Source organism: Aquimarina ulvae (assembly GCF_053613295.3).
Genome location: NZ_JBSIBP030000008.1, coordinates 23,282 through 46,608 on the forward strand (window position 1 = coordinate 23,282; position 23,327 = coordinate 46,608).

General features: G+C 33.1%; 19 protein-coding genes. 12 read left to right on the forward strand and 7 right to left on the reverse strand.

All coding sequences use genetic code 11. The annotated features are described in order from the left end of the window. Window positions 1-8 precede the first annotated feature (8 nt). From ACWGOQ_RS16645 to ACWGOQ_RS16660, 4 genes are all read left to right on the forward strand, one after another. Entirely contained in the window at window positions 9-764 is a 756-nt protein-coding gene (locus ACWGOQ_RS16645) for an isocitrate lyase/PEP mutase family protein (protein ID WP_452059282.1), read from the forward strand. A gap of 1 nt (window position 765) precedes the next feature. Then, window positions 766-1,824: a bifunctional transcriptional activator/DNA repair enzyme AdaA gene (locus tag ACWGOQ_RS16650; RefSeq protein ID WP_452059283.1), complete on the forward strand. Its 1,059-nt coding sequence runs from the start codon at window positions 766-768 to the stop codon at window positions 1,822-1,824. Between the two features lie 81 nt (window positions 1,825-1,905). Continuing rightward, window positions 1,906-2,514, forward strand: a complete 609-nt coding sequence (locus ACWGOQ_RS16655; RefSeq protein ID WP_452059284.1) for an SMI1/KNR4 family protein — start codon at window positions 1,906-1,908, stop codon at window positions 2,512-2,514. A gap of 252 nt (window positions 2,515-2,766) precedes the next feature. Then, window positions 2,767-3,204, forward strand: coding sequence for a DUF1801 domain-containing protein (locus tag ACWGOQ_RS16660; protein WP_452059285.1), 438 nt, complete (start codon window positions 2,767-2,769; stop codon window positions 3,202-3,204). A 59-nt stretch (window positions 3,205-3,263) separates the two neighbouring features. Here the strand turns inward: ACWGOQ_RS16660 and bcp are convergent, their stop codons facing one another. Next, on the reverse strand, window positions 3,264-3,713 hold the full coding sequence (gene bcp, locus ACWGOQ_RS16665; protein WP_452059286.1) for a thioredoxin-dependent thiol peroxidase: 450 nt from the start codon (window positions 3,711-3,713) through the stop codon (window positions 3,264-3,266). Between the two features lie 168 nt (window positions 3,714-3,881). On the opposite strand from bcp, the gene ACWGOQ_RS16670 reads away from it, so the two are divergent. Continuing rightward, window positions 3,882-4,547, forward strand: coding sequence for an endonuclease III domain-containing protein (locus ACWGOQ_RS16670; protein WP_452059287.1), 666 nt, complete (start codon window positions 3,882-3,884; stop codon window positions 4,545-4,547). 255 nt (window positions 4,548-4,802) lie between these two features. On the opposite strand, the gene ACWGOQ_RS16675 is transcribed toward ACWGOQ_RS16670, so the two are convergent. Then, the gene (locus ACWGOQ_RS16675) at window positions 4,803-5,387 is read right to left on the reverse strand and encodes an RNA polymerase sigma factor (protein WP_452059288.1); all 585 of its coding nucleotides are present in this window, start codon (window positions 5,385-5,387) and stop codon (window positions 4,803-4,805) included. 239 nt (window positions 5,388-5,626) lie between these two features. Here ACWGOQ_RS16675 and uvrA point away from each other — a divergent pair, with 239 nt between their 5' ends. From uvrA to ACWGOQ_RS16695, 4 genes are all read left to right on the forward strand, one after another. After that, complete coding sequence (gene uvrA / locus ACWGOQ_RS16680; protein ID WP_452059289.1) at window positions 5,627-8,410, forward strand: excinuclease ABC subunit UvrA; 2,784 nt, start codon at window positions 5,627-5,629, stop codon at window positions 8,408-8,410. Between the two features lie 499 nt (window positions 8,411-8,909). Then, entirely contained in the window at window positions 8,910-9,554 is a 645-nt protein-coding gene (locus tag ACWGOQ_RS16685) for a peroxiredoxin-like family protein (RefSeq protein WP_452059290.1), read from the forward strand. 127 nt (window positions 9,555-9,681) lie between these two features. After that, window positions 9,682-10,326: a hypothetical protein gene (locus tag ACWGOQ_RS16690; RefSeq protein WP_452059291.1), complete on the forward strand. Its 645-nt coding sequence runs from the start codon at window positions 9,682-9,684 to the stop codon at window positions 10,324-10,326. 165 nt (window positions 10,327-10,491) lie between these two features. Next, the gene (locus tag ACWGOQ_RS16695) at window positions 10,492-11,589 is read left to right on the forward strand and encodes an amidohydrolase family protein (RefSeq protein WP_452059292.1); all 1,098 of its coding nucleotides are present in this window, start codon (window positions 10,492-10,494) and stop codon (window positions 11,587-11,589) included. 58 nt (window positions 11,590-11,647) lie between these two features. Here the strand turns inward: ACWGOQ_RS16695 and ACWGOQ_RS16700 are convergent, their stop codons facing one another. After that, a complete protein-coding gene (locus ACWGOQ_RS16700; protein ID WP_452059293.1) occupies window positions 11,648-13,741 on the reverse strand; it encodes a T9SS type A sorting domain-containing protein in 2,094 nt (697 codons plus the stop codon). Between the two features lie 259 nt (window positions 13,742-14,000). Between ACWGOQ_RS16700 and ACWGOQ_RS16705 the strand changes: the two genes are divergently transcribed. Both ACWGOQ_RS16705 and ACWGOQ_RS16710 read left to right on the forward strand, forming a co-directional pair. Continuing rightward, entirely contained in the window at window positions 14,001-15,296 is a 1,296-nt protein-coding gene (locus ACWGOQ_RS16705; RefSeq protein WP_452059294.1) for a hypothetical protein, read from the forward strand. Window positions 15,297-15,477: 181 nt separating this feature from the next. Then, window positions 15,478-16,014 carry a pyridoxamine 5'-phosphate oxidase family protein gene (locus tag ACWGOQ_RS16710; protein WP_452059295.1) on the forward strand — a complete coding sequence of 179 codons (537 nt, stop codon included), beginning with the start codon at window positions 15,478-15,480 and terminating at the stop codon, window positions 16,012-16,014. 2 nt (window positions 16,015-16,016) lie between these two features. On the opposite strand, the gene ACWGOQ_RS16715 is transcribed toward ACWGOQ_RS16710, so the two are convergent. The 4 genes from ACWGOQ_RS16715 to ACWGOQ_RS16730 are packed head-to-tail and all read right to left on the reverse strand — an operon-like array spanning window position 16,017 to window position 21,515. Then, window positions 16,017-17,465, reverse strand: coding sequence for a lipopolysaccharide biosynthesis protein (locus ACWGOQ_RS16715; RefSeq protein WP_452059296.1), 1,449 nt, complete (start codon window positions 17,463-17,465; stop codon window positions 16,017-16,019). A gap of 17 nt (window positions 17,466-17,482) precedes the next feature. Next, window positions 17,483-18,772: a glycosyltransferase family 4 protein gene (locus ACWGOQ_RS16720; protein WP_452059471.1), complete on the reverse strand. Its 1,290-nt coding sequence runs from the start codon at window positions 18,770-18,772 to the stop codon at window positions 17,483-17,485. A 3-nt stretch (window positions 18,773-18,775) separates the two neighbouring features. Further along, a complete protein-coding gene (locus ACWGOQ_RS16725) occupies window positions 18,776-21,214 on the reverse strand; it encodes a YfhO family protein (protein ID WP_452059297.1) in 2,439 nt (812 codons plus the stop codon). 31 nt (window positions 21,215-21,245) lie between these two features. Continuing rightward, on the reverse strand, window positions 21,246-21,515 hold the full coding sequence (locus tag ACWGOQ_RS16730; RefSeq protein WP_452059298.1) for a DUF4834 family protein: 270 nt from the start codon (window positions 21,513-21,515) through the stop codon (window positions 21,246-21,248). A gap of 100 nt (window positions 21,516-21,615) precedes the next feature. On the opposite strand from ACWGOQ_RS16730, the gene ACWGOQ_RS16735 reads away from it, so the two are divergent. After that, entirely contained in the window at window positions 21,616-23,259 is a 1,644-nt protein-coding gene (locus ACWGOQ_RS16735) for a transporter (protein WP_452059299.1), read from the forward strand. Window positions 23,260-23,327 lie beyond the last annotated feature (68 nt).

Here is a 23,327-nt window from a genome sequence, read left to right on the forward strand (position 1 = left end):
ACAAAATGATGAAATTCAAAAATTTACACAGTCAAGACAAACCATTAATAATTGGAAACGTTTGGGATGTACCAAGCGTAAAAACTTACGAAAAATTAAATTTCCAAGCCATTGGAACTTCAAGTTCTGCAATCGCATCAATTTTGGGGTATAAGGATGGTGAGGAAATGGAATTTTCTGAATTAGAATATTTCGTAAAGCGAATCGCTAAAAACACAAACCTACCGTTGTCTGTTGATTTAGAATCAGGATATAGTCGTAAACCAGAAAAAATAGTCAATCATATTAAGCGATTAGTAGCACTAGGTGTTGTTGGTATTAACATCGAAGATAGTATTGTAAAAGAAAAAAGAATTTTATTAGATGCTAATGATTTTGCGAAAACCATCACATCTATAAGCGAACATTTAGAAAAAGAAAATGTTGATGTGTTTATAAATGTTCGAACTGATACATTTATTTTGCTTCAAGAAAATACAATTGAAGAGACGAAAAATAGAATTCAGATTTATCAAAATGCTGGAGCAAATGGAATTTTCATTCCCTACATCGAGAAAGAAGAAGATATTAAAACAATCATCGATTCAACAGAATTGCCAGTTAATGTGATGTGTATGCCTAATCTTCCAGATTTTGATACATTGAGCAAATTAGGAGTTAAACGGATTAGTATGGGTAACTTTGTATTCGATAAAATGTATGGCCAATTTGAAAAAATCAATAAAGATATGCTGACGCACAATTCATTTACTTCAATTTTTTAGTATGTTGATTACGGAAAATAAAAAGATAGAAACTTTTTATAAAGCGCTATTAGAAAGAAGGCAGAGTTTTGTTGGTATTTTTTTTGTTGGAGTTAAAACCACTTCTGTTTTTTGTATTGCTACTTGTAGAGCAAGAAAGCCGAAGTTAGAAAATGTTGAGTTTTATACTACGTTCAAAGAAGCATTAGATAATGGATATAGACCTTGCAAAATTTGTAAACCGACAGAAAATTCAAATCAACCACCTGAAATAGTTGAAAAAGCAATTACTTTAATACAACAGAAACCTAAAGAAAAAATAACCGACTTCCAATTAAGACAAAACGAAATTAGTCCGGAAATTGTACGTAGATGGTTCAAAAAAAATTATGGTATGACTTTTCAAGCATATCAAAGAATGTATAGGATTAACAATGCATTTCAAGAATTAAAGAAAGGAAAAAACACTACACATACTGCTTTCGATACGAGTTACGGATCGTTAAGTGGATTTGGATACACTTTTAAAAAACTTATAGGTAAATCACCCAATAATAGTAAAGATACAAACCTAATCCTCATAAACCGACTTACAACACCTTTAGGACCAATGTTTGTGTGTGCAACTAATAATGGAATCTGTTTACTAGAATTTGATGATAGAAGAATGCTCGAAACAGAATTTAAGGATCTACAAAAATTATTGAACGCAAATATTATTTTGGGCGAGAATAAACATATCAAACAAGCCAAAAAAGAACTTAAAGAATACTTTGACGGTACGAGAAAAACCTTCGACATAAAACTGGAAACACCTGGAACGGATTTTCAAAATTCAGTTTGGAACTGTTTACAAGAAATTGCGTACGGAAAAACGTCAACGTATCAACAGCAAGCAGAGAAAATCAATAATCCCAAAGCTATAAGAGCCGTTGCTTCTGCAAATGGTTCTAATCGAATTTCTATTATTGTACCTTGTCACAGAGTAATTGGAAAAGATGGGGAAATGTCTGGATATGGTGGAGGAATCGAACGGAAAAAATGGTTAATTGAACACGAACTGAAGAATGTCAGTATATAAAAACATTATGATAAAATATTGATTTAAAATCACTTTTATATATTTATAAATTGGTTAAAAATCGATCATATCCAAAATTAAATGAATACTATAGTTGAAAAATATATAATTGGACTTAAAAATGCATATTTCGAAAATAATGGAAAGAAGGATTGGGAGCATTTTGAAAAAGTCATACATGGAGCAAAAAAAGAAAACATTGATAAACTAAAACAAATTTATCCAGAGATTTCGAATGTTTTCATTGACTTACTTGGCTATGTAGATGGAACGTATTGGAGAAAATACGATAAAGATGAAATTACATTATTTATTTTAGGCTCTGATATTTATGAATATCCCTATTATTTATTATCGTCTAAAGAAATAGTCGAAAACCAAAATCAAGCTAAGGAATATTATTCAGATTATATTGAAAGAAAATATGAAGGAGTTGAGATTGACGATAAAATCACAAATAAATCTGACGCAGTTAAGTGGCTCCATTTTTCTGATTGTATGAATAATGGAGGAACCTCTCAATTGTATCTAGATTTTAGTCCTTCAAAAAAAGGAAAAATAGGACAAGTAATAAGGTTTTTACACGATCCAGACGAATTTAGAGTAATAGCTGATAGCTTTGAAGATTATTTAAGAAGGTTGATTGACCATAAATATAATTTTATCAATGAAGACATTATGGAGTTTTAAAACGACCACTAGTAACAATTTCGCATATTGGTAAAGCTAGATGCTAATACATATTATCACTTTTAGCTGCGACCATTGTATACTAGCATAAAATAACTCAAAATTGATAAAAAAATAATTTTGGGAATAGTAGCATGCATTACCGGAATTGTGATCTCATATTATTCTAAGTTTTTTATAACTTAATTCGAGATTTTTTTAAATGGTCAACATCAGAAAACGTTAAATTTGTCGGAAAGAATTTTATCATTTATGAATACTATGTCAGAATTACATATAAAGACCCATCCAGAAGTAGCATCAGTTTACCAACAGTATCCAGATCATATACGTAAAAAAATAGAGTATCTTCGAAAATTAGTGATTGAAACAGCCAAGGATCTGGATGAAATAACAAGCATAGAAGAAACTCTAAAATGGGGAGAGCTAAGTTTTTTAACTAAAAAGGGAAGCACGATTAGAATTGATTGGAAAGCTAAACAACCAGATCAATATGCAATGTATTTTCAATGTACCAGTAAGCTAGTAACAACATTTCGAGTGTTATACCAACATACATTTCAATTTGAAGGGAATCGAGCGATCATTTTCCCAATGACATCGAATATCCCGACTAAAGCATTAAAAAAATGTATTACTGCTGCTTTGATATATCATTCAGTAAAACACTTGCCTACTTTGGGAATATAAAAAAACAGAAAAGCACATAAATTTAATAGATACACTTTTCTGTTTTGTGAACTTTTATTTTAAAGTATCTGAGCTGCATGATCTTTGGTTTTTACCTTTGTAATCACTTCAGAAATGATACCTTTTTCATCTATTACAAATGTTGTACGATGAATTCCGTCATATTCTTTACCCATAAACTTTTTAGGACCCCAAACACCAAAAGCTTCTATCACTTTTTTATCCTCATCTGCAAGTAAAGGGTATGGCAGCTCATATTTATTTTTAAAATTCTGTTGTCTCTTTGCACTATCTGCACTTACTCCCAGAATCTCATATCCCTGAGATTGAAAAGTTTGATAATTATCCTTTAAATTACAAGCTTCTGCGGTACATCCTGGTGTACTAGCTTTAGGATAGAAAAAAACAACAAGTTTTTTGCCTTTATAATCTTCTAGAGTAATATTATTTCCTTCTTGATCTAACGCTGAAAAATTAGGTGCCTTATCTCCTGCTTTTAGTGTTGTCATATGATATAATTAGTATGAATAACTTAAAAATTGATTTGTTTAAAGTTTTTTGATAAAAATATAACAAAAAATAGAATTTGAGGATAACTTTATTAAAAATTTAAGCTTTTATTAGATCCATAAAACCTTATAAATATTCATATTTTAGCCTAAAATAATTCTATGGATATGAGCAAACAGGAAAAGGTAAGTTTTACAATCAAAACGTTGCAGGATTTGTATCCCACAATACCAATCCCATTAGATCATAAAGATCCTTATACACTGCTTATTGCGGTATTAATGAGCGCACAAAGTACGGATGTAAGAGTAAATAAAATTACTCCTCTTTTATTTGCAAGAGCTGATAACCCATATGCAATGATACAGTTATCCATAGAAGAAATCAGGGAAATCATTAAACCTGTCGGTTTAAGTCCAATGAAGTCTAAAGGAATTTATGGCCTTTCTAAAATATTGATTGAAAAACACAATGGAGAAGTCCCCCAAAGTTTTGAAGCTTTAGAAGAATTACCAGCGGTTGGTCACAAAACAGCAAGTGTTGTAATGTCTCAGGCCTTTGGAGTTCCTGCTTTTCCGGTAGACACCCATATTCATCGTCTTATGTATCGATGGGGTTTTAGTAATGGTAAGAACGTAACTCAGACCGAAAAAGATGCAAAACGTTTATTCCCTAAAGAGTTATGGAACGATCTTCATCTGCAGATTATTTGGTACGGTAGAGAATATTCTCCCGCAAGAGGCTGGAATCTAGATAAAGATATTATTACGAAAACTATTGGAAGAAAAACGGTAATCAATGAGTACCTAAAAAATAAAAGACCCGCTATTTAGAATAACGGGTCCTTCACAAAGTTTAGTTTTAATTTAGAAGCGCTTCAAACTTCATTTTTTTATAATCTATAACACTTAAAGCCTTTGAATAATTTAGAAGAAAATCTACTGTTGTTTTCTTCGGTACTAATTGTTGTTGCTCTTCTTTACGAGAAGAAGATTTAAAGTAAAATTTTGCCATATTAATTAAACCTAAATTATGAGTTATTTTTTATAAATAACGAGGCAAATAATACTTTATTGCATAAAGAAATGTTAATTTGTTAGTACGATATTGTTTTTTTCTATAACCTTTCTCAAGTTGATTAATGCATATCGCATTCGCCCCAATGCGGTGTTAATACTCACACCGGTTTTATCTGATATTTCTTTAAAACTCATATCACGATACATACGCATCACCAAAACTTCTTTTTGATCTTCTGGTAATTCCTGAATCAAGTTACGGAGGTCTTCCTCAACTTGATCTTTAATAATCCTTTTTTCAGCATTTAGGTCACCATCACTAATAATAGAAAAAATGCTAAACTCTCCGTTGTCCTCGAATTTTGGCATACGATTTCCTTTTCTAAAATGGTCAATGACTAAGTTATGGGCAATACGCATTACCCAAGGTAAAAACTTACCTTCTTCATTGTATTTTCCAAGTTTTAGTGTGCGAATCACTTTGATAAACGTATCCTGAAAAATATCTTCAGACACATCACGATCAAAAACCTTAGAATAAATAAAACTGTAAATACGTTGCTTGTGACGTTCAATCAATGTAGATAAGGCGTTCTCGTCACCTTTGATGTAATTGCTTACCAGAACAGCATCCGATATAGTGTAATTCTTCATACCTATTACTTATTTTAGTACCAACAAGCTTGGGGCTCGGGCTATGTTAAACTTTAAAGTAAAGGTCGTCTATAGGCTATTCTTTTTAAGATTTAGGTTCTTATATAGGGGCTAATATAATAACAATCCTTGAAAATCAAACTATTTGGTGTTAATTTTTTTAACTTAACTTTCAATCTTAATCCTGTAGAATACTTCTTAAGTAATCATTATATTTGCCCTTACACCGCATATCCACTATGATTCAAGACATTACAACTTTAGATCCAAAGCATTATATTTTAATTAAAGGAGCTAAACTGCACAACCTCAAAAATTTAGATGCAGCAATTCCTAGAAACAAATTAGTAGTAATTACTGGATTATCTGGATCAGGTAAATCCAGTTTAGCTTTTGATACTTTATACGCAGAAGGACAACGAAGATATGTAGAAAGCCTTTCTTCGTATGCTAGACAGTTTCTGGGGCGACTTAATAAGCCGAAAGTCGATTACATTAAAGGAATTGCTCCAGCTATTGCAATAGAACAAAAGGTAAATTCAACAAATCCAAGATCTACCGTTGGGACCACTACAGAGATTTATGATTATCTAAAGTTACTCTTTGCCAGAATCGGTAAGACCTACTCTCCTATTTCAGGCAATCTGGTAAAAAAGGATACCGTAACCGATGTTATTGCTTATATAAAAACATTTAAAGAAGGTGAAAAATTACTGTTATTAGCGCCGATCCACGTGGAAAACGGACGTACGACCGAAGAAAAGCTCAAAGTATTACAACAACAAGGGTATGCACGTGTAAAAATTAATGATACCGTCTCTAGAATTGAAGATGCACATATTTCTAAAAAAGATGAAGTACATCTGGTCATAGACCGTATTATAAAAAGAGATCAAGAAGATTTCTATAATAGGCTTGCAGATGCTGTGAGTTCAGCATTTTTTGAAGGAAAAGGAACCTGCTTTGTAGAAACGTTAAAAGACAACCAGTTAAGACAGTTCAGTAATAAGTTTGAATTGGATGGAATAACATTTCTGGAACCTAATGTACACTTATTTAGTTTTAACAACCCCTATGGCGCATGTCCCGAATGCGAAGGCTACGGTGATGTGATTGGTATTGATGAAGACCTGGTGATACCAAATACTTCGCTCAGTATATATGAAGGTGCCGTTTTTCCCTGGAAAGGAGATACCATGAGTTGGTATAAGGATCAATTGGTCAATAGCGCTTATAAGTTTGATTTTCCAATTCACAAACCTTATTTCCAACTATCAAAAGAACAAAAAGATCTTGTCTGGAAAGGAAATGAATATTTTGAAGGTATTGATAGTTTCTTTATTGAATTAGAAGCCAAAGCTTATAAAATTCAGAACAGAGTGATGCTTTCTCGCTATCGCGGAAAAACAAAATGCGCTAGCTGCAAAGGAAAACGTCTTCGACCCGAAACGAACTATGTAAAGGTTGGAGAAGCAACGTTAAACGATCTGGTAGAAAAACCATTAAACGAACTTGCGGATTTCTTTAAAAATTTAAACCTTAATGAACATGATGCTCAAATCGGTAAACGATTACTGAAAGAAATCAATAGTAGGTTAGCGTTTTTAGATAATGTAGGCTTACAATACTTAACCCTAAACAGAAAATCAAACACATTATCTGGTGGAGAATCGCAACGAATCAACTTGGCAACTTCTTTAGGCAGTAGTTTGGTTGGATCTATGTACATTTTGGATGAACCCAGCATTGGTTTACATCCTAAAGACACAGAAAAACTGATCAAAGTGTTACAATCCTTGCGTGATTTAGGGAATACCGTGATCGTAGTAGAACACGATGAAGATATTATGAAAGCTGCAGATGAGATTCTGGATATAGGACCCGAAGCCGGAACGTATGGAGGAAATTTAGTAGCAAGCGGTACTTTTAGTCAAATTTTAAATTCTAATTCGCTTACAGCAAAATATCTTAATGGTGATCTCAAAATAGAAGTTCCAAAAGAACGACAGACCTCCAAATATTATATCGAAGTTATAGGAGCTCGTGAAAACAATTTAAAAAATATAGATGTAAAGATTCCATTGGGAGTGTTTACGGCGATAACCGGAGTTTCCGGAAGTGGAAAAAGTACGTTGGTAAAGAAAATTATATATCCTTCTATCCTAAAAAAATTAGGTGGTTACGGAGAAAAAGCTGGTCAGTTTACTGAGCTCAAAGGTAACTATAGCAACATCAAACATGTAGAATTTATAGATCAAAATCCAATTGGTCGCTCTTCGAGATCCAACCCTGTTACCTATATCAAAGCCTACGATGATATTAGAAGCCTGTTTGCAAGCCAAAAACTTTCTAAAATCCGCAATTATCAATCTAAACATTTTTCTTTTAATGTAGATGGAGGCCGTTGCGAAACCTGCAAAGGTGAAGGAGAAGTTACCATCGAAATGCAGTTTATGGCAGATGTACATCTGGAATGTGAAACTTGTGGAGGAAAGCGTTTTAAAAAAGATGTACTAGAAGTAACTTTTGAAGACAAGAACATCGATAATATACTCACGATGACCATTGATAATGCGATCGATTTCTTCGCTACTCATAACCAAAGTAAAATTATTCGTAAACTAAAACCACTTCAGGATGTGGGATTGGGTTATGTTCAATTAGGTCAGAGTTCTTCTACTCTTTCTGGTGGTGAAGCACAACGGATTAAATTAGCTTCTTTTCTGGTAAAAGGAAACACAAAAGATAAGGCTTTATTTATCTTTGACGAACCGACTACAGGATTGCATTTTCACGATATCAAAAAGCTGTTAAAATCCTTTAACGAGCTTATTGACAAAGGACATTCTATTTTGGTTATTGAACACAACCTAGACCTTATAAAATGTGCTGATTATGTAATTGACTTAGGTCCTGAAGGCGGAAAAAACGGCGGAAAAATAGTAGCCTATGGAACTCCCGAAGAACTAAGTGAAAACAAAAAATCATTTACGGGTCAGTACTTGGAAGAAAAATTGCAATAATCTTTGGATAATGTAATATCAAGGTAAAAAATCTTTTAGATCTGTTAACGTTTGTAATTTAAAGCCTCAAATAACTAACTTTAGAAAAGACTGATGAAAATGGAAGAGAATTACGATACCCTATCACAAGCAACTGCAACCTTACAAGAAAAAGGATACGATCTGGATTTAAATATGTAAAGCAATTGTATAGAATGTCAAGCATTGAATTATCAGATGCTAGCTAAAGAGTTTGAAGTTGATGAAATATATAGGCTTGAAGGAGATACCAGTCCTGATAATTCTTATCTCATCAGACAAATATAACCTAAAAGGTTTGCCCGTAGATGCCTACGGTGTATATGCAGATCCCTGAACTACTGAAATGATTGAAAAACTCCAATAGAGACCGTAAAACAGATGGTTGTTGGTGAAATCATTTTAACAATTATCTAAGAATTTCTTTTGTAAAGTTTGGAGAACCGATACGGCTAAAGACCTTCATATAAAGAAATATACAATGTCACTTACTGAACAATTAAAAGAGCGTGCAGCACAATCCGCTACTAAATATCCTGAAACTGCGCATCAAATAATGAATCACGGGATTATCTCGCTAAAAGATAGTCGGCACGTAGCAAAGGCATTAAAAACCGGCGATAAAATCCCGAATATTCTGTTACCCAACGCTATTGGAGCCGATGTTTCAGTGCAGGAACTACTACTAAACAACAAAGTAATACTATCTTTTTATCGAGGTGGTTGGTGTCCATATTGTAATTTAGAACTACAGTCATTACAGCAGTATCAAGATCGATTTGAAGCATTAGGAGTTTCTTTAGTTGCTATCAGTCCAGAAACTCCAAGTAACGCTCTTAGTACTTGCGAAAAAAATAATCTTAGTTTTGAGGTTTTATCTGATATCGACAACAAAATAGCTCAGGAATTCAATTTAGTTTTTACACTTCCTAAAGATCTAATCGAAATTTATAACGGGTTTGGTATTGACTTAATCAAAAGTAATGGTAACAAAAACTACCAATTACCTATCTCGGCAACCTATGTAATTGATCAAGATGGAACTATTATTTATGATTTTATCAAAGAAGATTACAAAGAAAGAGCTGACCCTGAGAATATTTATAAAATCCTGAAAAACAAATAAATAAATCCATTTATGATTACTTTTTTTCAAGACTTAAAAAAATTTGGCACGCCATTTGGTTACTTACTAATCAAATAGCGGAAACCGAAAAGCTAATGAGTAGGTAAAAACCCAAAACATTTTAGTTATGAAAAAAATGATACTTTTTATCGCAGCAATGGTACTAGTTGGAACAGCTACACAAGCGGCCGATCAAAAAATTTCGGATCAAGTTGATAGGGTTAGCAAACGCTATCGTTATGCACAACCAATTGTATTTGTTGAAGGTGGTATAACGTTCTTTGTATATCCCAATGGAGAGATTGATTTTAAAACTCCAAGACGAAGAAACCTTAATCATATAAACTGGAACTCCAGAAACTACAGTGCTCCAGGACATACTAGAGGTTATAGACACAATAATCGTTTTACTGTAAGGCATGATCGTTATGGAAGATTGAATCGCGTAGGCCTTACCACTATTGGATATAACAGATTTGATAAAGTTAGAAGAATTGGTTCCGTATTATTGAGATATAATCGAAGAGGAAAATTAGCTCAGATTGGTGGGTTGCATATTTACTACGGAAAGAAAGGTAAAATTATCCGTGTACAAGGTACTGTTCATTATACAGGATGTGGTCATTGTGGAGTGCAAGGATGCAGTATGACACACAATTCATACTATAACTTTAACAGAAGGTCAAACCAGCATGATCAATTAGATCATATAAGCGATCGTTACCAAAACAGAAAAAGAATAAAGAAATACCGTGATCAGGATAAGGATTAGTATAAATTAGTTAGTTGGTTAGTTGGTTAGTTGTTAGAAAGCCCGTTACTTATATTGGTAACGGGCTTTCTCTTTTTTTATTTTTTTAACTAAAAATGTTAAGCATTCTGTTGGAGACAATGATTATTTTATATTTATAATGTAATATGAAAAAGATGATCTTTTATGAAACGATACAAATACCCTCTCCTACTACTTTTGATGTTTTTTATTAAACAAGCTGTTGCACAAAAAATGGAGTTCGAAGATTATGATCCACCTTCCACTCTTGTAGTCCCAGAAACTATTGTAAAAAAGGCTAAGTTTCCTTTTATCGATGTACATAATCATCAATTTAGAATGCCTACACAAGATTTAAGTGAACTTATCACAGAAATGGATAAATTAAACATGGCGGTCATGGTAAATCTTTCTGGAAGAGGAAGAGGATCCGATGAACACTTAAAAGGAGCATTGATGAATGTAAAAACAAATGCACCAAAGCGTTTTATAGTTTTCACTAATATTAGTTTTGAAGGAATTGATGATCCAGACTGGACAGCAAAAACCGTTGCCCAATTAGAAAGTGACGTTGACGCAGGTGCCAATGGTCTGAAAATATATAAAAGCCAGGGAATGGATAATACAGATAATGAAGGCAACCGCATCAAAATTGATGACCCCCGTATCGCAGCAATCTGGGAAAAATGCGGTGAATTAGGAATACCTGTTTTAATACACGCTGCCGATCCAAAACCTTTCTGGGATGCACACGATAATCAGAACGAAAGATGGCTAGAATTAAAATTACGTTCTAGAAGAAAAAGAGATACGAAAGTAACAGGCTCTTGGGAGACGATAATACAAGAACAACACAATATCTTCAGAAAACATACAAACACTAAATTCATCAATGCACATTTAGGGTGGTATGGTAATAATTTGGCTAAACTTGCTAAACTTATGGATGAAATACCAAATATGTATTCTGAAATTGGAGCGGTGATCGCCGAATTAGGAAGGCAACCACGCAATGCTAAAAGATTCCTAACCAAATATCAAGATCGAATCATGTTTGGTAAAGATTCCTGGAATCCAGAAGAATACTACACCTATTTTAGGGTATTGGAATCGGATGATGAGTACTTTCCATATTATAAAAGATACCACGCCTTTTGGAAAATGTACGGATTAGATCTAGATGATGAAGTTTTGAAAAAATTATATTATAAAAATGCAATAAAAGTGATTCCAAATATAGATACTAGTTTGTTTCCAAACTAGTATCCTTCTTTCATAAGGGCGTTTTTTAGCAATACGCTCTTAATATTTTCAAACTATCTTATTGAATAATAATCATGCTAGACACTTTGTTTACTCCAACCTCTGAAGTCAAAATATAATGTCCGGCAGATAATCCTTCAGAATTCAATTGAAAAGTGTTGAGACCATGTTTTCCTTTATAAATAAATTCTTTTATTTTTTTGCCATTTACTGTATATAAAACAAACCGAATTGATGTATTATCGTCCAAAACAATATCCGTATAGATTGATTCATTTCTTTGAATAGGATTAGGATATGTTTTTCTGTTTATAGTAAGCTCTTCTTTATTCAAGGAGCTATTATTATTGGATATTCTGGTAGCAGAAACGAATACAGGATCACTTTTGATCACTAAATTAGTAATAGCAGCATTACTAACTTCACAAGAATATGTACCACTGTTAGTAACTGTATAAGAAGAGCCTGTGGTGCCTGATGGGCTCCATATATAATCAATACCACCACCTACATTTACAGAAATTGTACTTCCAACCACTTGGGGAATAACATTTCGCTGTGGATTGTATTTAAAATTAAAAGCTCCTAATATACCACTATATGGTAAAAAGTCATCAAAATGTAAATTATTATACCTAACAAATAAATGACTTAAAGTGCGCCCTAGACCTGTCACATTAGAAGGTAATAACAAGCTATCAAAGAAGTTATTCTCTGCATTACACAGCACTATTTTTGGCATCATTGAAATATCTAACGCACCACTAATTTGATTATCTTTTATGATAAAATATAACATCTCGTCATAAGTCCCAGACATGGTTAGCTGATTTAGTCCCAATCCTTGTACTCTAAAATCTAATAATTTTCTCATACTTGAAATATCCATCGTTTTTCCAAGAATAATAGGATTGTTATACAAATACAACCTGCTTAATTCTGGATGAGACCCGAATGTAAAATCAGTATATTGATTATTATGAGCATACATTAATCTAAGATTTGGCATTCTAGAAATATCTAACGTTCCCTCTATTTGATTATCCCTAATGATAAAGTATAACATCTTATCATAATCTCCAGAAATAGTTAAACCAGACAACCCTAATTCCTGCACTCTAAAATCAAGTAAATTTCTCATTCCGGAGATATCCATGGTTTTACCTGAAGTGACGGGATTATTATAGAAATAAAATCTTTCTAACTGCGAACCTATTCCAAGGTTAAAATCTGTAAACTGATTATCGTAGGCGTAACAAAGAATAAGATTAGGCATACTGGATATATCGAGTGTTCCTGATATTTGATTGTCTGCAATAATAAAGTATAACAAGCTATTATAATCTCCAGAAGCTGTTAAACCTGACAAATTTAAACGGGCAGCTCTAAAATCCGTTAATTGTCGCATCGAAGAAATATCAATCGTTTTTCCTGGTGTGAATGGATTATCCTGAATATGCACTCGTTGTAATAAATTATTACTCCCGAACCTGATATCGCTTAAACCATTATTTGACGCATATAAATCAAGAAGAGATGACATTACTGTAATATTTAAAACACCAGAAATATTGTTATTTCTGATACTTAATCTCTTTAACTCTGTAAGGTTTTGAAAAGAAGCCGGTATTGCACCTGTTATATTATTGCCAGATAAACGAAGTTCTGTTACTCTACAATTTTCTACCTTAACACCATTCCAAGTTTCTAGTGGCCCTGTTAGCCAATTGGTGTTGTCAGTCCAGGAAGGTCCATTCGTACTATTGTAAAAATCAATTAAAGCCTGGCGATCACGATCATAGTCACTTATACTATTAGAAAAAATTCCTAAAGTAACTGAATTTAGTAGTGGAACACTATCAACAATTACATTATAATCTCCAACCTGGGTGGTATCAAAATTACTAAGAGTTAAAGTAGCATCAGTAGCTCCACTAATATTTACTCCGTCTAGTGTCCATTGATACGTCGTACCTGATACGGGTGATGTTAATGTAGTAGCCGTTCCCTCGACAATAGTAATATTAGAAAAAGCTTCTGCTTGTACAGAAATATTTGGCTGTCCCACTGTACATTGGCCAAAAGTCGTTTGAGCGAGTATTCCTATAAATAAGGTTAGTCCAAATTTGAGTTTTAAGAAATAAGATTTCATTTTTTTTGTTTTAAGATGAATTATTACTTTTTTGTGATCATATCCATCCTTAGGTTAACATCTAACACCTATAAAAACTAAAAAAAATACAAAATACTGAATATCAATTTTTTATATATCAAAAACAGTTCAATAAACCCTGCTTAAGCTCATTAAAAAAATTGTAACATATTCTTCGAACTGTTTTTGGCACGCTGCTTGATACTATAAAAGAGAGTGATAAAAACTAATTTTTACACTTCTTTTAAAATCACAGATTATGAAAAATATTGTTTTACTTTTTACAGGAATATTATTAGCTTCTTTTACGGCGAATGCTTTTGATACTAATACAGAAACCGTTTCTCGATATTATAATTATGGAAAATCTTTCATCTTTAACGAAAACGGAGTTGAGTTCTCTGTATATGCGGATGGACAGTTTGATTTTTATGTAAATAGACCCAGAGGCGGAGTTAATGTAAATATCAATCGCCCTGGAGTAAACATTAGTTTTAATTCTGGATATAATTATGATGCCTACGTACAGTATGATGATTATGGTGCTGTAGTACAGGTAGAGAATGTTCCTATCTTTTATGATTATTATGGTAGAATAAGTCAGGCTGGGGATGTGTATATCAACTATAATCGTTTTGGTAGAGTGTCCAGAGTTGGTGGATTATACGTAAACTATAACGCCTATGGTAACTTCGTAAATTGTACTGGATTCATTAATCGTTACAATAGATACTATACATATCGACCATTCCACGCCTTTTTCACCGTTCCAGTTGTCAGTAGATGTATTGTATTTAATAGACCATATAGAAGATTTTATAACCCTTACAGATGTTCATACAGCGTATTTAGAAACAACTATTTTAATGGATATTATGCTAAACCATACAGAAGCAGAAATTATTACAGGCCTCATCAAAGAGTAGCAAGCTATCATAGAGGTAACAGAGTAAATAGCGCGCGTAGTTTACGTTATAGAACGCGTGATAGAAGAACCGCTATGTACCAAAGAAATGATCGTAACTATCGTACTGTTAATCGTAGTAGAGCTACTTCTGTAAATAGAGACAGAGCAAGAGTAAACGGTAACAATGCTAGAAGTACCAGAAATCGCGTACCATCTAATACAAGAAGTTCTCAAAACAGAAATCGAGTACAAACAACTCAACCATCTGAAAGAAGCAGAAATGCGGTTACTGGTCGTTCGACAAGAAGTACCGAAGCTAGAAATCAAGTAAGAAGATCTGATAGAAATAGAGCAGTATCTAAACCTAGAAATACTAAAACAAGAAATCGAGTTCAGTCTACTCAGAGATCACAACGAAGTAGAAATGCTGTTGCTGGTAATTCTAGAAAAAACAATAATAAAGCAAGAACAACCAGAAGTAACGGAAATAATCGTTCTGGAAATGTAACAAAACGTTCTAATAACAGTCGATATACTAGTAAAGGAAATAGTTCTAGATCACAAATACGAAAACAAAGAAGTAATACTTCTAGCAGAAAAGCGAGATCCAACAACTCTGGATCAAGAACGGCAAGAAGTAGAAGTTAAAAAAACATAAAGAATTTATTTTTTTGGTTGGTTAGTTGGAAAATCCCCCAGAGTTGTATGCTTAGGCACCTCGGGGGATTTTCTTTTTTAATTACCTTTTTATCAAAGACTTAAAGTAAATAAGCAACAAACTCCTCAAAATATTAATTAAATTTATACCAAAAAATTATTCGATACAGAAATGGGGAAAAAGTTAGACGAATTAAATAATGAATTAATTGACTTTATTAAAAAGCAAAAAATATTCTTTGTTGGCACTGCTGCTTCAGAAGGTAGTGTGAATATATCACCTAAAGGTATGGATACCTTCAGAGTTTTAAACACTAAAAAAATAATCTGGCTTAATTTAACTGGAAGCGGAAACGAAACAGCTGCGCATCTCCTTAAAAATAATAGAATGACCGTGATGTTTTGTGCTTTTGAGAGCAAACCTCTTATCCTTCGACTCTATGGAAAAGCGACCATATATCACCAGAGAGATTCAGAATATTATCGATATATTGATTTTTTTCCAAAAACACCTGGATCCAGACAAATCATTGAAATGAATATAAATGTAGTGCAGACTTCTTGTGGATATGCTGTACCATTTATGGATTTTAAAGAAGAACGAACGCAATTAAAATCCTGGGCAGAAAAGCAAGGAGAAGAACGCATAGCGAACTATTGGAAAGAAAAAAACACCCGAAGTATTGATGATTTTGAAACAGGCATCTAGAATCAAATGATACTCTTGATTATCGAATTAATATCTTTTGATACTTTAAAAAAGTATAATAAAACTATATAAAAAATTGCAATGATCGCACTCTTAAGTCCTATATTGATTATCGGATGGAATTGAAAATTCCAAAAATAAAAACCAAATACAAATCCTGAAATGAGCAATATGACTAGAAACGTTTTTCTAGAAAATGGCATCATATTAAATTTCACCTTAACAATCCATAACTTGGCGATATTATAGCAAAAAACAGCAGTAAAAGTGGCTATTGCAGCTCCGGTTACACCAAAAATCGGAATACAAATAAAATTTAAAATAAAAGCAATAAAAGCCATCGTTATTCCCATATATAAAATTAACCGATAGTAATCAGAATTGAATAGTATAGAATTATTATTCCCCAACAAATTGTCAAATAATTTAGCGCTTCCAATTAGCACAACTACCCAAATAAACAATTCATACTCGTCTGGAATTAATTCAAAAAGTTGATTAACATTACATACGATGAGTACAAAAAGCAATCCACTGATCGCAAAAAGATTCAAAGAACTTTTTTTATAAAGTTCTCTGAGTTGTATAAACCCTTTTTCATTAATCAATTTAGCTGTTAACGGGTAGGTAATCTGGTGCATGGCTCTTGACGGAATAATAATAACACTTGCTATATATGCGCAAATACCATATTTAGCTACATATTCAATCGGAAGATAACGTTCGATCATTGTTTTATCTAAATCAATTAATAAGGCAGCAACGGATCCTGCCAGTAAAATCAATAAAGAATATTTAAATACTGGAATATAATTACTGGGTAAAGAAAAACTAAATCGAAACTCGTGTAACCCAAATGCATATAGCAACATGATTAGTAACCGCAGTATGTATACCACCACGATTGCGTAAATGAATTGTTGCACTGTAATCATCTGAAAATATACCAGAAACAATAAAGCCATAGTACATATTCGAATGAATAACTCTTTTAAAATATTTCCAAAAACACTTTTCAGTTTTACTTTAGACCACGCAAAAAATATCTCGAAATAAGACAGTGCTATTGCCAAAATATATATAGTCCAAACATACGGTTGTACAATTGTATTCTCTTCACTAAAAAAATCAAGAATATAAATATAGAGAGTAGAACCAATGGCACCAACCAATAGTGCAATACACATTGGCAAAATGAGCATCGTACTTAGAAATCTATTTTGCTGATCTTTGTTGGTATAAGAAGAATAAAATTTCACCAAAGTGTTATGAGCTCCAAAAGCCATTAAAGGCCAAATAAGGTTAGAGGCAGAAAGTAAATAGGAGACCAGTCCATAGTATTCCTCTTCCAAAAATTTAGTAAATAAAAAAAGTGTATTGATCGCGCCAATCCCAAAACCTAAACAGGTTATGATTACATTCTTTACGGATTGATTAACTACGATTCCCATTACTTTGATCTAGCTCTTTACTTTTTTAGATTGGTCAGCAGGTTAGCCATTTCTTTAGTAAGCGCTCTCCTACTATATTTTTCTATGCCAATAGTCTCCGCATTCAATTTTCCTTCCTGAAACTTTTCAAAATAATCTACGAGTATTTTTTTCATTTCATCGTAATCCTCATACTGTAAAAAGTAACCTGAGTTTGTTTCTTTAATTAACCTTGCTATATCTGCACCGGCAGGTCCAATGGCTAAAATAGGCCTTTTAGAAACCATATACTCGAATAATTTACCAGGTATAATACATTTCGTTTCCGGACTATCAATTTCTATCAATAATAAAATCTGAGAACTACGCTGAACCTCTATAGCTTCTTTATGTGATACATACCCTCTAATATCTAAAAAAGTTGATAAACCTGCTTCCTGTATAGATAATAGCACATTATCACTTACTGCTCCTACTAATTGCAAACTAAAAGCTTTGCCAAATTCTTTATTTTCTTGTGTAAGATCATATAATACCTGCCATAACTTTTCAGGATTCCTTTCGGACAAAAGAGAACCTATATGCGAAATGGTAAATTTTATGTCTAATTTTACATTAGAGACCTCCTCATGATCATATCCATTCGTAATTACTGAAATTGGTTTATTCGTAATTTCCTGAAATTCTTCTTTTGTAGTATAACTTGTTACAGTTATCTGGTCTGCTGACGTGAGTACCGCTTTTTCTAAATGTTTATGCTTACGTATGGATTTTTTGGTCAGTTTTAATTTATCCTGATATCCTATAGTTGTCCAGGGATCTCTAAAGTCTGCTACCCATTTAATATCTAATTTTTCTTTCAACTCGTTCCCAATAAGGTGTATACTATGTGGTGGACCAGTAGTAATTACAGTATCTATGTTGGCTTCAGAAATATATGTTGAAAGAAACCTTACAGAAGGCTTTACCCAAAATATCCGTGCATCAGGTATAAAAAAATTACCTCTTATATACAATAACAGTCTTTGTAAAAAAGACTGTTTTTCTTTTTTAGCAATAATCCCTTTACTTATGGTTTTAGATTCTTTTGTAGAGAGAAATTCGGCGAACCGATAAGGCTCAAAAATAGGTTGCTTAATAATCATAATACCCTTTGGAATATCAGAAATTAACGATTCATCTTGTAAAGGATATGTAGGGTTTTCGGGAATATAAACAACAGGTTCGACACCAAAATCTCTTAAGTACTTAACAAATTTAAGCCATCGCTGTACTCCAGGACCACCAGCAGGCGGCCAATAATATGTGATGAGTAATACTTTCAAAATCTTTTAAGAATTCTCTTCTAAAACCTCCGTTTTTCGTTTTTTATATTCAAAAAATAAGGCTCCCATAAATAATAGTACAAAAATAATAGAGCTTGCCAACGTAATCGTACTTCCAGTTTCTACCACTTGTGGTTCGAACTTAAACTCAATCGTATGTTTTCCTGCAGGAACTTTTAAACCTCGTAACATATAATTTACAGGATAGATAGTTTCGGGATTTCCATCTATATAAGCATTCCATCCATTTTCATAATAGGTTTCAGAAAAAACAAGAAACCCTGGACTTTCTGTATACACATTATAAGCCAAGTGATCCGGATCTGTTTTAGATATAGAAACCGTAGATACATTATCTTTAACGGGATTATAATTTCCAAATGCTGCTCTAAAATCATCTCTGATAACGGCAGTTTTTTTGGTGTTTATAGTGTTTAAGGCATCAAATACTTCTTTATGACTATCCACAAATTTCAGGTCTTCAACAAACCAAGCAGGTCCATTTGCCAATTGATTTTTTTGTACATCTAATTGTCTTTTTTCGTTCTGCTGGATTACATACTTGATATTGAGCATATTCATTACCTGAAGGTTTCCTTTTGCAATATGACCATAAAAAATGTCTTCCATCTTTCTGGGGCGAACCGCAGAATAACCGTTAACAGAATTAAAGAAATAATTAGTGTGTGAGTTGTTAAAACCTCTGGCTTGATCCAGTACTCTGTAATACGATTCATCCTTCAAAATTTCCTGATCCACAGCTGTAGGTCGAAAATATGATTTGTAAGTACGTTTCGAGATGAACGATTCACTATCTACACTACGTCGATCCACACCAACTAAATCTACCACTATAAGAATACCAACACCTATTAGCATCATGTTTTCAGAAAGTTTCTTTTGCAAAGTAAACCAAAGTAAACCGCCTATGAGAATGAGAAAAATGAGTGAGCGTAAACTATCACTTTTCATAATAGTAATCCTGTCTTCTTTTATAGCATCAAAAATTGCTGGTTGCTCTATAGCTACCTGAATGTCATTTGGAGATTTGAAGCTAAATAAACTTCCTCCAAATAACCAAAAAACAAGGCATAGTCCACCAAAAACACCTAAGGATATCAAAAATTTCTTTTGTCGCTCTTGGAATGATGTCTTTTCATTGAATAACTGATACAATCCAAATACTGCGGCAATTGGCACTACAAATTCTAAAATTACCTGAATACTAGATACTGCTCTGAACTTATTATATAAAGGAACATATTCAACAAAGAATCTAGTTAGAAAATCCAAATTCTTACCCCAACTTAATGTAAGCGACAAAATAATTCCACCTAAAAGCCACCAGCGTACCCTACCCCTTACTAATAATAATCCCAACAATGCAAGAAATACGACGGTAATACCTAAATAAGGAGGTGCTTCTACAAAAGGTTGCGCTCCCCAATACAGACCAGTAACATTGGCATAATAATCAGCTTGTTCAGGTGGTTGACCTAATTCAATCAACTTTTGATAAAAAGCAGAATCCTTCCCTAAATCAGAAGCTCTTCCAAGTCCCATAAGTTTTGGAACAAAAAGGTTCAATGACTCAAATATACCGTAACTATATTCAGTGATATATTCATAATCTAACCCGTTTTTTTCTGAAGATGTTGCTGTAGACTCTGCTAACAAGTTTTTACCACGTATACTGGTTTCTGCATATTCTGATGTAGCTAACAAAGTTGTTGCATTGGTTGCCAAACCTAACAAAGCAGCCACTATTAAAATAGCTGAAGACTTAAAAAAGTGTCGTAGTTCTTTTCTTTTAAAAGCATCAATAGCATACGAAATCCCAATCACGAACACCAATAACCCTAGATAATAAGTCATTTGATAATGATTAGCCTGAATCTCTAACCCCATTGCCAAGGTTGTCATTATAAAACCCCAAATATATCGTTTCTGAAATACCAACAAAATTCCTGATAACACCAATGGGAAATAGGCTATTGCATGCGCTTTTGCATTATGTCCCACTCCTATGATAATAATTAGATAGGCTGAAAAACCAAAGGCTAATGCTCCGAGAATAGCCATTTTCCAAGGAATTCTCATAACCAATAATAAAATATAAAAGCTCGTTAGATATAAAAACAAATAATCGGCAGGTCTTGGTAAAAATCGAATCAAACGATCCAGCTTATCCATATAGTCATGAGGGAACCTGGCTCCTATAGCATAGGTGGGCATACCCCCGTATGCCGAATTATTCCAAAAAGTCTCATTTCCTGTTTCTTTACGATAATCATTTTGTTGCTTAGCCATACCTTCGTACTGCTTGATATCATTCTGATATATCATCTTTCCGCTAAGGACAGGATTAAAAAAAGTAAGCGAAGCAAGTATAAAGCCTAAAATAACCAGTAAATGAGGTAAAAATCTTTTTAGATGAAGCATCATGTGTAAGACGATTTATGAATGAAGGGGCAAATTAATCAATTTCCTCAAAATCGATGTACTCACCTACATCTTTATTGCCAGATTTTTGCTTGGGTTTTTTATCTATTGTTTCCTCATCTTTTTGCGAAGATTGAGGTTGTTGGTATTGTTGAAATTGCTGTTGAAACTTTTCTCCTGCTTTCTTTGTTACATATTTAAGCAATAGAGGACCAAATAAACGCGTTAGTATCTTTAATCCGTAATATACCAATAACAGAATGAGAATAACCTTTAATACCCCTGATAAAGAAGCTTCTTGCATATTATTTTTTTTCAAAAATAGGGAACTCTCTATACAATTACATGAAGTCAATCCTAAAAAAATGATAAAATCTGCTATATTTGAACCAAATCTATTGAATATGAGCCCTAAATTTATGCTAGTGCTGGTAAGCCTATTCCTACTTGGTATGACCACATCTGCACAATATACTGAGAAAATTAACACCAATAGACCAGGTACTTCTCAGGGTGCTTTCTCTGTTGGTAATAACGTATTACAAGTAGAAGGAGGTTTTGGCTTTGGAAAAGAGAAACATAAATTGTTTGATACCAAGACAAACACTTTTAATTTTGATTATACGGTTAGATACGGGCTGCTTATAGAACAACTAGAAATTAACCTTAACGGTAGTTTTAGAAGTGAAGGAATTAAACAAACCGTTGGAGCTAATGAAGAAAAAATAAGAAAAACAGATTTTGAATACAATACAATAGGAGTTAAATACCTTATTTACGATCCGTATAAAAAACCAAAAGAACAAGATTCTATAAACTATGACGAATTAAAAAGCTGGAAAGAGCGGTACCGATTTAAATGGAAAAGCCTTATTCCTGCAGTATCGGCTTACGTCGGCATGAACTATGTAAATACAGACAATGCTTTTACATTTTTGGGGGATCAAACCATTAGTCCCAAGATTGTGGTTATGACACAGAACAATTGGTGGACCAGTAATGCAGGTAGTTGGGTACTTGTAACCAATTTAATTGTTGATAAAATAACAACAGAGAATCCTGCGTATGGGTGGATTATTACCAGTACACATACCTTAAATAATAAATGGGCTGTCTTTGGAGAATATCAAGGACAAAAAAGTGACTTTTACAGTGATAATATTTTAAGACTAGGAGGAGCATATTTATTTAACAATGATCTCCAAATCGATGCCAATATTGCAACAAACTTTAAGGACACCCCATCTATTTTCAGAGTAAGTGTTGGTGCTTCTTACAGATTTGACTGGCATTATAAAGATGAAATTATTGAAAAACCAGGATTTGAAAGCGGTATAAAGAAAGAAGAAGAATTAAACGAAAAAGAAAGTGATAGCTTACGTATCAACCAAGAGTTTGAAGAAATAGAAAATGATAGCTTAAAGTTAGAAAAAACTCCTTTTATTAATGAATTCGAAGACGGAAGTCACAGAGATGCCATGGAAGAGGATCTAGATAAACGAAGAACTGAACAACGCCTGGAACGCGAGCGAATCGAAAAAGAGAAGCAGGATAAAAAGGACGATAAAAAGTTCAGAAAAGAAGAGAGAAGACGTTTAAAACGAGAAGCCAAAGAAGCTAAGCAAGCAGAAAAAGCTCGAATCAAAGCTGAAAAAGAAAAGCAAAAAATGATTGAGGACATAGATGCAGAATTAGATAAGATGGAACAAGATGAAGGTGTGGATGACGAGTTAAAACAGATTGATGAGGAGCTCAAGAAATTAGAAGAAATGGAGAAAGCGCTAGAGCCTGAAAAAGTCAAAGAGAAGAAAGATGTTAAGGAAGAAAAGAAAGAACAAGAAGATGAGGATATAGATGCTGCTTATGAAAAACTTCAAAAAGAACAGGCTAAAGCCAAAAAAGAAGAAGAAAAACGTCTTAAAAAAGAAGAGAAAAAACGCTTGAAAGAAGAAAAGAAAAGAAAAAAAGAGGAAGAAAAGCGTAAAAAAGAAGAAGAGAAAAAGAAAAAAGGAGAAGACAATGAAGGTGATAACAATAATGAAGGGTAGTTCTTCGTAATTTCTTTAAAATAATAAAATAAGATTAAAGGGTTAAACACAAAATGTTTAACCCTTTT